Raw genomic sequence first — 13,426 nt, forward strand, 5'->3', positions numbered from 1 at the left:
ATGAATAAAGAAGAAGTGCGACAACTGTTGAATAACCAGTCGTCCAAACTGTTTGACGATATCGTAAACAGCCGCGTCCTCGGTGCTAATAATCATATTCGTATGATAGGGGAAATTATGCTTTTGACTGCTGAGGACGAGTCGGAGAATGGAAAAAGCGTTCTCTATAAGGTGAGAGAAATAGCCCGCTTCTTTATGGAAACAAGAGGGCAGCAGAGCCGGGCGATTTATAACGCGATATGCTATTATATAAAAGGCCTGGATGACCTTGAGAACGCAGGGGAACGGGAGATACGGGAGCGTATTGCAACTCGGATTAACGCTTACGGAGCGGAGGCCGCAAAGGATATGGACACACTGATCTCTTATGGTGTTCATATTGCGGAAAACTTGGATACGATTATGATTTTTGACTATTCCAGTACAGTGGATCGTTTTGTTGCGGAACTGGGAAGAAAACGTACCATCTATATACCGGAGAGCCGGGCGCTTGATGGGGGGAGGCCTTTCGTAAAAACCGCGGTAGAAGCGGGGCACGAGGTTCATTTTATTCCTGATACAACGATGCTGGTAGCTTTAAAAAAGTGTCAGGCAGCATTTATGGGGGCGGAAACCGTTTATCCTGATGGTACGGTTTTTAACACAGTAGGGTCGGATATACTGGCCATTCTGTGCCGTCAGATCGGGATACCTCTTTATGTACTGACTCCGATGATTAAGGTGGATACACGGCCTGTCTATGGATATAACAGGTTGTCGCCCATGCCGTTTGACTACGGTCCCCGATTGGCAGGAGCGTGGGATACGGAGGCGAAGGAAAGGGTAGATTTTAGAGGGATTAAGCTATTGGAAATTGCTCCGGAGTACATCCGGTCATTAATTACCGAGAAGGGGATTATTCCGTCTTCTGCCTTCTTTCATGAGGCGATGGAATATGCGCGTTTTTTAGAGGAGGTGTGAGAGCGGTATGATGTGTGGTAAAGAATTTCCAGTGGCACTGGCCATGATACAGCCAGAGCCGTTTCCGGGAAGTTTTCGGCATGATGGAATGCCGTTTGAAGAGATTGTCGCTGTGTCATTAAAAGAAATTGAGATGATTCAGGCCAATGGTTTTGACGGATATATTATTCAGAACCGGAACGATGCGCCTGTCCGGCAGCAGGCACTCCCGGAGACGGTTGCTTATATGACCGCTCTGGCAATGGAGTGCAGAAGAAAATACCCGGATATGATACAGGGGATTCTGGTCAACTGGGATGGCGTAGCTTCGTTGGCAGTGGCAGCTGCGGCAGGCTCAGATTTTATCCGGGTGGAGCACACCTATACCGGAGTGGAAGTCGGGTATGCCGGTATGCTGGAAGCACAGTGCGTGGACATCTGCCAGTTTAAGAAAAGAATCGGGTCCCATATTCCGGTTTACGCGGATGTACAGGAAGTTCACTATGAACAGCTGGCGGGAAAGAGCATTGTTGACAATGCATGGGACACAGTGATGAATGCATTTGCAGACGGGCTCTTTTTGGGGGGACAGAGCTGCGAAGAGAGTATTGAAATTATTAAGAGTGTACGAAAACGTCTGGGCAGCAAAATTCCTATTTTCTTAAGTTCCGGCGCAACTGGGGATAATATCAGCGAGATTCTGCAGTATTACGATGGCGTCAGTGTGGGAACATGGGTAAAAAATGGAAACATGAGAAATCCAATTGACCCGGAACGGGCTGGACAGTTCATGGAAGGTGTGAAGACAGCTCGGAAACTGCGTGAAAACAGCAGAGATGAGGAGAAATTATGATAGGAATCATTGTTGCAGGGCACGGAAATTTCGCGTCGGGTATTACCAGCATGCTGGAGCTGGTAGTTGGAAAACCGGAAAACTATGAGTATATTGATTTTCTGCAGGGAGAATCACAGGAAGCTCTGGAGGATGACTACAGGGAAAAGCTGGATAATCTGAAGGACTGTGAAAAAATAGTAATTATGACGGATATTACCGGCGGTTCTCCGTTTAAATCGGCAGTTACTTACGCTGTTTCGGATGAGAGGCTGAATGTTATTTCAGGGACGAATGTGCCAATGCTGGTGGAACTGATTTTCCGACGTATGAATTCTGACGACAGTGAAGATCTTATTCAGTCTTCCATGGAAGCAGGAAAAGAGCAAATCGTTCGATTTCATAAGGACATGCTATGAAGCTGATAAAAAATGGTACAGTTTTGACTGCGGAATCCGAATTTAAGGGAGACATTCTGATTGATGGGGAAACCATAGTGGCCGTTGGGAAGAACCTGGATCAATTGGCCGATGATATGATTGATGCATCCGGCAAGTACATTTTCCCGGGAGGCGTGGATGAGCATACTCATTTTGGCTCTTTCGGGGGAAGACTGTTTGAAACAACAGAGGCGGCAGCAGTCGGAGGGACGACAACCATTGTTGACTTTGTTCCTCAGGAGAAAGGTGATTCTCTGGGAACAGCAGTTGAAAAACATGCGGCTAAGGCCACCGGCATATCCTGCGTGGATTTTGGTTTTCATTCCATGGTGATGGATATGCAGCCGGATACGCCGGATCAGATAAAAGAGCTTCCCAAACATGGTGTATCCTGTGTGAAGATGTTTATGGCATACAAAGGAACTCCCTTCTTCATGGAAGACATTTCAATCCTTAAGGTGATGAATGAGAGTAAACGCCACGGAATTACCATGATGGTTCATGCGGAAAATCCGGATATGATATCATTTTATACGGAGCGATTAAAGGCGGAAGGGCATCTTGCACCGGTCAACCATTCCTACTCCAGACCGCCGGTTACGGAAGAAGATGCGGTTCGTCATGCAATTGCCATGGCGCAAGTGGCGGATGTTCCTCTTTTTATTGTTCACGTATCTACAAAAGGAGCTATGGAAGCGGTCAGGGAGGCCTATGCCGGAGGACAGTCTGTGTTTGGGGAAACATGTACCCATTATCTGGTGCTGGATACCTCTTATCTTGCTCTGCCGGATTTTGAAGGCGCAAAATACGTCTGTGCGCCGCCCCTTAGAACAAAAGAGCATCAGGAGGCATTGTGGGAAGGAATAGACAGAGGCTGGCTGAATGCAGTCAGCTCGGACCACTGTGCTTTGGCCGGAGGCTTTGAAAAGAAAAAAGAGGGACTGGAGGATTTCACAAAAATACCAAATGGAATCCCTGGCGTTCAAAACCGGATTTCAGTGCTATGGAGTCAGGGAGTGGCCAAAGGGCGTATATCTAAACAGCGGTTTGTGGATCTGATTGCCAGCACCCCGGCAAAAAACGCAGGACTTGTAAATAAAGGAAAGATTGCTCCCGGATTTGATGCGGATCTCGTGATATATGATCCGGATTATCACGGAATTATAACGCAGAAGGATAATCTGGAAGGCATTGACTATGAGACGTTTGAAGGCTTTGAAATAACAGGGCGCCCGGAACAGGTTTATCTAAGGGGGATGCTGGTTGCAGAGAACGGACGCTTTATCGGAAGTAGGGGCTGTGGACATCGGATCTTTGCAAAGCCGTACGCTGCTGCGTATAAGCATTGCAGGCGGGCCTGATGATCTTAATCTTATCCCTGGCAGTTTGGAACATGCATTATTTTTCTGTGGAGATGGCTGAGGAAGCTTAGCTGTTATCAGTTGAAAAATCAGCTATGATCATTGAAAACAGGCGGAGGCAGCCAGTACCCGCCTGTTTTTTTATTTGGCTGAATGACATCAGTTATTTAAAAACAAGGATGAAGAAACAACGCTGAAAAAAATAGTTGCATACGCAACTATTTTATGTTACCATATACAGCAGCGCTGAAAGCGAAATAACTCCGTCCGGCAGAAAGAGAACCAGGCGGAATATGGGGGTGGGAGACTTGAACAAGCACCGGGAAATCGGGAAGTATATCTCGATTCTCCAGAGGTTAAGCAACATTTATTTTGCAAATGAATTATCCTCTTATCAAATAGGCTGTGGACAACAGTTTTTTTTATTGCAGATTTTTAAAAATCCCGGAATCAGCCTGCAGGAGCTGGCTTCCAACGGAAGCTTCGACAAGGCGACTGCGACCAGGGCGGTGAAGAAGCTGGAAGAAGAGGCGTACGTGCGGACGGAAACCGATGGTGAGGACAAGCGTGTCCGCCATATTTACGCGACCGAAAAGGCGAGAACGGTCGTGGATATAACCAGAAACAGCGTGGATTCTCTGACGGAGGTTATGCTGGAGGGATTTACAGAAGAGGAACGCGACTCGGCTGAGGCATTTTTGATCCGCATGGCGGATAATTCATACAGGCATATTATCGCGAACAAAGGAAAGGAATGATTTAATTTTATGGAACAGACTAAAGTAGAAAAAAAGGGCAATCCACTGGGATACCGCCCAATTGGAGCGCTTCTTGGGCAGTTTGCGCTGCCCGCCATCATTTCGATGCTGGTAAACTCCATTTATAATATTGTAGACCAGATATTTATCGGACAGGGAATCGGTTATCTCGGCAATGCGGCGACAACCATCGCCTTCCCGATTGTAACGATCGTTTTAGCCTTGTCCACTCTTCTGGGGGCCGGCGGCAGTGCGTACGCGGCTATCAAGCTGGGTGAGAGGAGGGAAGAGGATGCAGAAAAGACGCTGGGAACAGTCTTTATCCTGACCCTGATCTCCAGTGCGGTTGTCATGGCGCTGGGATTCCTGTTCATGACACCGATGCTGAAGATCTTCGGCGCTACGGTCAATACAATGGAGTATGCGAGACAGTACACCTCTATCATCCTGATCGGTACTCCGTTTAACATGCTTTCCGTTGTCTTGAGCAATATGTCCAGAACGGATGGCAGTCCGGCGCTTTCCATGTATGCCCTCCTGGTGGGAGCTGTTTTAAATACGATCCTTGATCCGATCTACATCTTCGTTTTCCACTGGGGAGTCAGCGGCGCGGCAGTAGCAACGATCACTTCGCAGATCATTTCCGCAGTCGTTCTGGTCGTTTATTTCCTTAAAAAGGGGAAAAATATGCGCCTGCGCAGGAAGACCTTCCGCCTCGACCGTGAAATCTGTGTCCGGGCTCTTCCATTGGGAATTTCCAGTGGAATCACTCAGGTGGCATCCACTATTTTACAGGTTGTCATGAATAATTCACTGGTGTATTATGGAAACCAGACGACAGTCGGCGGTGACGTGGCCTTAAGCGCTATGGGTATCGTCAACAAGATCAGCATGATCCTGATTTCCATCTGTATCGGTATCGGTATCGGATCCCAGCCAATTCTCGGCTTTAACAAGGGGGCGAACCAGCCGAAGCGTGTGAGAAAAACGTACTTACTGGCAATATCAGCGGCAACCGTGGTCTCCATACTCGGCTGGCTGGCCTGTCAGATATTCCCCGGTCAGATTCTGAGCCTTTTTGGAACACAGGATATAGAATTTACACAGTTTGCAATTAAGTGCCTGAAGATATACATGCTGGGTATCTTTACGGCTGGATTTCAGGTTGTATCCACCAGCTATTTCCAGTCTACGGGACAGCCGCTCAAGGCCTCGGTCCTGTCCATGCTGCGCCAGCTGCTTCTGCTGATTCCGCTGATCCTGATTCTTCCGCTGACCTTCAGCCTGGACGGAATCCTTTATGCGGGACCAATCGCAGACGTTGCATCAGCGGTGATTGTGAGCCTGTTTGTTGTCTATGAGCTGAGAAAGTTGAACAAGGTGTGCAGCGCGTCGGAAGCGTGACGGACGCGCGTTTACGAAGGAGACGAAGAACATGAGTTTTAAGGCATCGATGGCGGGATTTCTGGCACGGCTTTGTAAGGCGGACAGAAATATGGCGGAAAATCTTCAGAATCCACCCAGAAACACGGGGGCTTTGGACATAGTACGCTTTACGAAGAAGGTGCGGGTGAAAAACTGGGATATCAGGGGATTTAAAGGCGTTACCATCAATGGGAGCTACCCGGGAAGGGGTCATATCCTGATGCTTCCGGGCGGTGCGTATTCCCTGGAACCGGGGAAACACCACCGGAGAATCGCGGAGCGTTTCGCGATTCTCGATCACATGAAGGTATCGGTTTTCCAGTATCCCCTCTGTCCGGAATATACGGCGGTGGATGTCCGGATCATTCTCATGGAAGCCTATGAGAGGCTGGTGAGTGAATATCCGGACGATCTGTTTTTCCTGTTTGGGGACTCTTCCGGAGGCGGACTGGCCCTGGCATTTTTACAGGATCTGCGCGATCGGGGCGGCTGCCCCATGCCGTTACGAACAGCGGTGGTGTCTCCCTGGCTGGATATCAGCCTGACGAACCCGAAGATCAAGATCGCCAGAAAGACGGAGCATATACTCCCGGTGGAAGAGCTGATGGAGACCGGAAAACGCTACTGCGGGGGCCTCGATATAGAGGACCCGTTCGTATCCCCCATCTACGGGACCATGGATGGATTGGGACCGGTTCTGATGTTTTCCGGCGAGGAGGAGATACTGACGCCTGACTGCGAACTGCTCACAGAGAAGATGGAGAAGGTAAGCGGTACGGAGTTCGTCTATCGGAAGGCGGCAGGCATGTGCCACGACTGGATTCTGATTCCGTGCAGGGAAACCGATGTGACACTGGATCTCATAGCCGGCTTCTTCCAGGAGGCGTTGGAGGCTGAATAAAAGAAAACCCGGAGACACGATGTGCCTCCGGGTTATTCTTTGTGTGATGAAGTACTATGAATCAAAGGGGACGGGTCAGAGCTTTGCAAGAGACTGAAGGGCGTGGCCTTCAATCAGCACCTCGTAATGTTCCCTGTAGTACGCTTCTGAAGCGTAATCCTGCCGGATCTTGGTACCGTATTCTGCAAGAATATTACAGACACGGCTGAAGTCGAGTGAGCTCTCCGATGTATTCTTTACGACGAGGTAATACTGTCTCACTTCCGGTTTCTTATATAATGTATTCTCTCCATCATAGACCTGTCCAACGGCACGGGCCGCCTCCGATATCTGGTCCAGGCTCTGGAAACAGTAAATCCTCATGGTCCTGGCTGCTGCCTCCTCTTTTGGAGCGGGAGCTTCTTCCTTATCTTTCTTGTCTGCGCTTAAAAGTCCCAGGAGACCGTCAGCACCTTCTAAGAGCTCGCTCGCCAGATCGTTTAACATGGAGTCCTGATCATCGTCGGTCATAGGGGAGAACTTGGCAAAACGGGTATCCAGCTCCTCGGGGTCTTCAATCTTGGTGATGACGAGCATGACGCTTTCGTTGGACAGCGGAATCGCTTCCACCATGAGAGGAATGTCTTCGGCTTCAAATCCCACTTCGTTAGATGCTTTCTGAATCATCTCGCGGAACAGACTGCGGGCCTTTTCACTGCCGTAAGCCAGTTCGCCCAAATTCAAGTTTCGGACACTTAAATCGAAACTGGTCAGTGTACAGCGAATCTGATTATCATTAATACGTTCTATCTTCATAGGATCACTTCCTGTTCTTTTAAAAATGTTGAATGATTGTTTACATACTTCCTCAACATAACTATACTATATAATATAACCAAAAGGCAATTACTATGTGAAAAAATTTATATAAATTTAAGGGATTTATGAAAAATGGTTGAAAAATTGGGTATGATAGATTAGAATAGGCTTTAAGAGGCGATATTGGACAGGCAAAGAGGAGGTGGTAAAATTAAACACCGTTTTGTTTGGAAAATATCAGCTATGCCGTATCCTTGGGACCGGCCGTCTTGGAACCGTTTTTCTGGCGGTTCATCTTGGACTTTCCGAATACCGCGCAATCAAGCGCGTGCCGAAGAGTTTTCTGGAATATGATCAGTTCAGGCGTGAAGCATTAATTCTGAAGGAGCTGCGCCATCCGGGAATCCCCATTGTATACGATGTAGAAGAAGACGAGAATTACAGTTATTTAATCGAAGAGTATCTGGAAGGAGAATCTCTCTATGACCTGGTAAAGAGCCAGGGTTATCTGCCGCAGAGGCTGGTCATCCATTATGGAATCCAGCTTACTGACATCATGAATTACCTGCATCTCGCAGGAACAACCCCCCTGTTATATTTGGATTTACAGCCGAGGAATCTATTGGTGTGCCATGGAAGCGTGAAGCTGATCGACTTTGACCATGCTGCCTTTACGGATGAGGCGAATGCGGCCGCGGACCGGTATGGAACCGTCGGATGCGCCGCGCCGGAGCAGTACGAAAAAAACGGAAAGCTGGATGAACGGACAGACTTATATGCCATTGGTGTGATCCTCCATTATCTTTATACCGGTGCATTTCCAGCGGTGCCCTATGAACCGGTGCCTGCGATGAAGCCGGAGCTTGCCGCCATCATCCGGACCTGCCTGGAAGAAAAGCGGGAACGGCGTTTTTCCTCGGCATCAGAACTGAACAAACGGTTAAAGCAGCTGGAGCAAAGGGGAGCCGCTGCAAACGCCTGTCTACAACCATCACCTCTTATGATCGCGCTTGCGGGAAGCAAAGCGGGGGCCGGAACGACTCATATAGCCGTCGGCCTGTCAGTCTGTCTTAGAAATCTTGGTTATCCCAATCTGTATGAAGAAAGAAACGGATCCGGCATGGGAGCGGAGCTCGGTACCTTTACGGGTGCTTTGAGAGACCGCTGCGGCCTGATGCAGTACCATGGCTTTGTGTGGAAGCCGGCCTACGGACCGAGTGTCAAGCTTTCCATGCCCTCCTGCGGCCTTATGATTGCCGACTATGGGCATGAGGTGGAGGCGGCTCTGGCTGCGGAACCGGACGCGCTGATCCTGGTCTGCGACGGCCGGGAGTGGAGCCGGGAAGCGGCATCGTCTGCTCTGAAGCGCGTGTCGGAATGCCGGATACCTTATGCGGCGGTCTATAATCACCTGGCAGAATCTGCGAGGGTAAAGCCGCCGGAGGCGATCGAACGGAGCCGCTGCTTCCGGGCACCGTATTTTGCAGACCCGTTTAGAGCGTATGAAGGCACGAGAGGATTTTACTGCCAGGTGCTGGAATCGCTGAAACTCGCGCTGGATGTAGGAGAGTACGCGGCGGGGAGACGGAGAAGTCTGCTGGTTTCTTCATGGAACCATTTATGTGGGGAGCTGCGGAAAACAGTCGATTTTCTGCGGACTGCAGCCGGAAAAGCCAGGGGGAAAGCACATGAGAACGAGTCATAAAAAACATTTCATTCGTACAAAGGCGTCCCGAAAAGGCGCGGCATTCGCAGAACAGCGTCTGATTGGGCTGATCGGGGCAGGACCGGCTGTGGGGGTGACCCACACTGCGGTCACGATGGCCGGGTACTTGACCGGTATCTGCCGCAGGCGCTGTGCGGTGCTCGAGTGGAATGACCATGGGGCGTTTGAACGGCTGGAGGAGAGCTGTCTTGGAAAAAAGAACAGCGGCTGCCGCGGAAGCTTCCGCATTCTGGACGTGGATTACTACCGGAATGCGGGGACAGAGACCCTGGTATTGTGCAAAAAACTCCGTTATCAGGAGGTAATTGTGGATTATGGGGCCGCTGCCGGAGGAAATCAGGAGGAATTTTTCAGATGTGACAGGCAATTTCTTCTCGCAGGCTTAAGTGAGTGGCAGACAGGGGCATTTCTGGAAACCGCCGGAGCATGGAAGAGGGCCGGTACGGGCTGGGAGACGCTTTCAGTGTTTGGAAGCGAGGAGACCAGAAAAAATATGGAAAAGGAGCTTGGACTTTCAATCCGGCGGGTTCCGGTTTCAGTAGATGCCTTTACTGTCACAGAAACTGTCATGGAATTTTATCAGCAGATTTTATAGCGGCAGGAGGATGATGTGTCACGAACAGAAGCCTTGTGGAAGCTTAACCTGCCGCTTCTGCACACGGAGGGCGGTATGAATGAAAATGGAAAAGACAGTTACATAGCAGGCCTGAAACGTTACCGTGAACGGGGAATTCCCATCGTAATAGACGGCGAGGTATGCACCGAGCCGGACTGGAACCGTATTTTTGAGGCGAGGGAGGACAATTCCTTTTATATGGCCGATTTTGTCTCAGATGACAAGACGGGAAGACTGACCGAGATCCGGTTTGACAGGGTCTACCACAAATGAATCAAACATGGGGCGCGCGGATACCATCTTCAGCCATCAGCCAGGGAAACGGCGCGCCAGGGCGGGACAGGGGAATTTTTGCAATGTAATGAAAATGTAAGCAATTTCCCGTTGAAGTGTGGTATAGTATAATCCAAAGGGGTTTTTATGACTTACATCCATTACAGGAGGAATGCAAATGAAAAGGAGAGTGGTGCCATTTCTAGTGGCACTGGGACTGATTGTTCTGGTAATTGCCGGTTTTTTTGGCATCCGGCTGGTTGAACGATATACACCATCAAAGGAACAGGCCGACATCGGAAAGCTGCTGGGTGTAAGCGGTGACAATGTGGCGGTGTTTCTGAATAATGAGCTTCAGGAAGCAAAAGGAATCTATATAGAAGAACAGACGTATCTTCCGATCGAATGGGTAAATGAAAAACTCAACGAAAGATTTTACTGGGATAATCATGAAAAGCTGTTGGTTTACGCGCTTCCGGAGTCCATTGTCTATGCGGATCATTCGACAAAGGGAAGCACGGGAAAGCCTTTGATTTGGGTGAATGATGAGGGCGTCTATCTGTCGCTGGGACTCATTGCCAACTATACGGATATTCGGCTTGACGTCTTCGATCTGGCCGATTACAAGCGCGTTTTCGTAAATAACGATTGGTCGGAGGAGACGAAGGCCGTGGCGGACGGCAAGGGGAATGTCCGGGAAAAGGGCGGAATCAAGAGCCCGATCGTTACCAGGGTTGAGAAAGGGTCTGAGGTGACCGTGCTGGAGACCATGGAGAAGTGGGATAAGGTGCGGACTCCGGACGGCTATATCGGGTACGTGGAGCATAAGCGTCTGGGCGAGAGCCGGAGCGAGGCGCCGGTGAGCACATTTGTGGCTCCGGTCTATAAGAATATTTCTCTCGATGAGCCGGTATGCATGGCATGGCACCAGGTTACGAAACCGGAGGGGAACGCCTCCTTTGATAATCTGATCGCCAATACAAAGGGACTGAATGTTATTTCTCCGACCTGGTATGAGCTGACCGACAACGAAGGCGGATTCAATTCCTATGCGGATGCTTCGTATGTACAGAAAGCCCATGACATGGGGCTCCAGGTGTGGGCCCTTATCAATAATTTCAGCGGCAACGTGCAGACGGAGGTTCTGCTTTCGAAGACCTCCACGCGGCAGAAGCTGATTGAGAAGCTGATGGCCGAGGTGGAGAAGTATGATTTGGACGGGCTGAATCTGGATTTCGAGGGAATTAAGAAGGAAGCCGGAGTTCACTATATCCAGTTTATCAGAGAACTCTCTGTATCCTGCAGGAAAGAGGGGATCGTGCTGTCCGTGGATAATTACGTTCCCTATGCCGGCAATGAGTTCTATAACCGGAAGGAACAGGGAATTGTGGCCGATTATGTCATCGTTATGGGATACGACGAGCATTACGCCGGCGGCGAGCCGGGTTCGGTAGCTTCGGTCGGCTATGTGAATGATGGCATTGCCAATACGTTAAAACAGGTTCCGAAGGAAAAGCTGATCAATGCCATTCCGCTGTATACGAGAGTCTGGACTGAGGCTGCGGATGGAAAGACATCATCAGTGGCTCTTGGCATCGCCAAAGCCAAAGAATGGGCCGTGGAGAACAACGTGGAACTGTACTGGCAGGAGGAGCTGGGACAGTATTATGGGGAACTGAAAACTGAGGAGGGGACGAAAAAAGTCTGGATGGAGGAAGAACGTTCCATAGGGCTTAAGATGGACCTGATCAGGAAGTATGATCTGGCTGGAGTTGCCTGCTGGAAGCTTGGCTTCGAGCCCGCCGAACTGTGGGATGAGATACGGATGGATCAGGAGTAGAACATCGCAAAGAGACAGGAAGGTTCAGAGTTATGAAAAAGAGAACAGCATTGTATGCGGCGCTGATCTGTACGATTATGACCGGGTGTTCCTTAAAAAGCCCGGTGTCGGAGACGGTGACGGAACCGGAGAGTACGACAGAGACGGAAAGTGCGGAGATTCCTCAGACACCGGCCGAGACGACGGTGCCGCCTACCATTGAGGAATTTCCCCACGAAGTGGATGACCCCACTGCAAAACCGCCGGAGCAGAAATTTGAGGAAGGCTGCCGGATTCTTCTGGCTTCGGACATCCATTATCTCTCCCGCGGACTGACGGATTTTGGAGACGGATTCAAGTATAAGGTGGAACATGGGGACGGAAAAGTCGTAAACTACATATGGGAGATCACAGATGCGTTCATTGAAGCGGTGAAGAAAGAGGATCCGGATCTCGTGATCCTGTCAGGGGACTTAACACTGAACGGAGAGAGGGACAGCCATCTCGATTTCGCCAGGAAGCTGAAGGAGATCGAGGACGCGGGGATCCCCGTCATTGTGATCCCGGGGAATCACGATATCAACAACACCGCGGCGGCGCAGTTTACAGGAGCGCAGGCTCTGGGAACGGCGCATATCGGCCCGGAGGACTTCGCGGAGATTTACCAGGATTTCGGATATGATGAAGCGGTGAGCCGCGATTCTGCGTCGCTCAGCTATGTATATCAGATTGATGACTATAACCGGGCGCTGATGCTGGATACGTGTCAGTATACGCCATATAATCAGGTCGGCGGCATGATTCAGGAGGAGACGTACGACTGGATTGAAGATCAGATGGAGGATGCCTGGGACCTGGGCATGAATGTGATACCTGTAGGGCACCATAATCTGCTGGATGAGAGCGAGGTCTATGTGGAGGACTGTACCATCGAGCACAGCGAGCAGCTGATCGACCAGCTGGACAGCTGGGATGTGCCTTTATTTTTAAGCGGCCATCTCCATGTGCAGCATTTTATGCGTGAAGATGAGGACTACGGGATCTATGAGATCGTCACCAGCTCGCTGGCGACACCGCCGTGCCAGTATGGAATGCTGGATTACGGTGATGACGGAAGCTTTAAGTATCATACAGTGCCCCTCGATATGGAAGCCTGGGCGAAGGAGCAGGGGAGTACGGATAAGAACCTGCTGAATTTTAAAGCGTACTCGGAAGAGTTCCTGAACCGGGTATTCTACAATCAGGCTCAGGATGAATTTGAACGCATGAATAATTTTGACGGCCTCACGAAGCACCAGAAGGATCAGATGGCAAAGGTATACGCGGAGATCAACGCTGCCTGCTATGCGGGAAAGGCCGTGGAGATAAAGGATAAGGCTACGGAAAAGGCCGGATACAAGCTGTGGGGGGAGAATGGATACCCCAGTATCTTAAGCCAGTACTTAGAATCGATCGTCAGGGATGCCACAAAAGACTATAATTCGCTGGAAGTGGAATAAAGTTGGTTCTTTTTTATTTTGCCGGGAGATATAATTCAA

General features: G+C 49.8%; 13 protein-coding genes. 12 read left to right on the forward strand and 1 reads right to left on the reverse strand.

Annotation, left to right across the window (positions count from 1 at the left end; translation table 11 throughout):
• From H8S75_RS23725 to H8S75_RS23755, 7 genes are all read left to right on the forward strand, one after another.
• On the forward strand, nucleotides 1–960 hold the full coding sequence (locus tag H8S75_RS23725) for an IF-2B domain-containing protein (RefSeq protein ID WP_187023654.1): 960 nt from the start codon (nucleotides 1–3) through the stop codon (nucleotides 958–960).
• Nucleotides 961–967: 7 nt separating this feature from the next.
• Nucleotides 968–1,792, forward strand: coding sequence for a BtpA/SgcQ family protein (locus H8S75_RS23730; protein ID WP_187023655.1), 825 nt, complete (start codon nucleotides 968–970; stop codon nucleotides 1,790–1,792).
• Nucleotides 1,789–2,190 carry a PTS galactosamine/N-acetylgalactosamine transporter subunit IIA gene (gene agaF, locus H8S75_RS23735; RefSeq protein ID WP_187023656.1) on the forward strand — a complete coding sequence of 134 codons (402 nt, stop codon included), beginning with the start codon at nucleotides 1,789–1,791 and terminating at the stop codon, nucleotides 2,188–2,190. The genes H8S75_RS23730 and agaF overlap by 4 nt, the downstream gene beginning before the upstream one ends.
• Nucleotides 2,187–3,572, forward strand: coding sequence for a dihydropyrimidinase (gene hydA / locus H8S75_RS23740; protein WP_187023657.1), 1,386 nt, complete (start codon nucleotides 2,187–2,189; stop codon nucleotides 3,570–3,572). Before agaF ends, hydA begins: the two co-directional genes overlap by 4 nt.
• Before the next feature lie 293 nt (nucleotides 3,573–3,865).
• Nucleotides 3,866–4,330: a MarR family winged helix-turn-helix transcriptional regulator gene (locus H8S75_RS23745; protein WP_055657850.1), complete on the forward strand. Its 465-nt coding sequence runs from the start codon at nucleotides 3,866–3,868 to the stop codon at nucleotides 4,328–4,330.
• A gap of 9 nt (nucleotides 4,331–4,339) precedes the next feature.
• A complete protein-coding gene (locus tag H8S75_RS23750) occupies nucleotides 4,340–5,734 on the forward strand; it encodes an MATE family efflux transporter (protein WP_187023658.1) in 1,395 nt (464 codons plus the stop codon).
• Nucleotides 5,735–5,765: 31 nt separating this feature from the next.
• Complete coding sequence (locus H8S75_RS23755) at nucleotides 5,766–6,656, forward strand: alpha/beta hydrolase (protein ID WP_187023659.1); 891 nt, start codon at nucleotides 5,766–5,768, stop codon at nucleotides 6,654–6,656.
• Between the two features lie 75 nt (nucleotides 6,657–6,731).
• Here the strand turns inward: H8S75_RS23755 and H8S75_RS23760 are convergent, their stop codons facing one another.
• The gene (locus H8S75_RS23760) at nucleotides 6,732–7,451 is read right to left on the reverse strand and encodes an adaptor protein MecA (protein ID WP_187023660.1); all 720 of its coding nucleotides are present in this window, start codon (nucleotides 7,449–7,451) and stop codon (nucleotides 6,732–6,734) included.
• 205 nt (nucleotides 7,452–7,656) lie between these two features.
• Here H8S75_RS23760 and H8S75_RS23765 point away from each other — a divergent pair, with 205 nt between their 5' ends.
• The 5 genes from H8S75_RS23765 (at nucleotide 7,657) to H8S75_RS23785 (ending at nucleotide 13,387) form a co-directional block, all read left to right on the forward strand.
• Nucleotides 7,657–9,159, forward strand: a complete 1,503-nt coding sequence (locus H8S75_RS23765; protein WP_187023661.1) for a serine/threonine protein kinase — start codon at nucleotides 7,657–7,659, stop codon at nucleotides 9,157–9,159.
• A complete protein-coding gene (locus H8S75_RS23770; protein WP_187023662.1) occupies nucleotides 9,143–9,775 on the forward strand; it encodes a hypothetical protein in 633 nt (210 codons plus the stop codon). The genes H8S75_RS23765 and H8S75_RS23770 overlap by 17 nt, the downstream gene beginning before the upstream one ends.
• A gap of 15 nt (nucleotides 9,776–9,790) precedes the next feature.
• On the forward strand, nucleotides 9,791–10,069 hold the full coding sequence (locus tag H8S75_RS23775; RefSeq protein WP_349768976.1) for a hypothetical protein: 279 nt from the start codon (nucleotides 9,791–9,793) through the stop codon (nucleotides 10,067–10,069).
• A 178-nt stretch (nucleotides 10,070–10,247) separates the two neighbouring features.
• Nucleotides 10,248–11,909 (forward strand): glycosyl hydrolase family 18 protein, encoded by a 1,662-nt coding sequence (locus tag H8S75_RS23780; protein WP_187023663.1) that lies wholly within the window; start codon nucleotides 10,248–10,250, stop codon nucleotides 11,907–11,909.
• 32 nt (nucleotides 11,910–11,941) lie between these two features.
• Nucleotides 11,942–13,387: a metallophosphoesterase gene (locus H8S75_RS23785; protein WP_187023664.1), complete on the forward strand. Its 1,446-nt coding sequence runs from the start codon at nucleotides 11,942–11,944 to the stop codon at nucleotides 13,385–13,387.
• Nucleotides 13,388–13,426: the final 39 nt, after the last annotated feature.

The organism is Hungatella hominis (assembly GCF_014288005.1).
Taxonomy (GTDB): domain Bacteria; phylum Bacillota; class Clostridia; order Lachnospirales; family Lachnospiraceae; genus Hungatella; species Hungatella effluvii.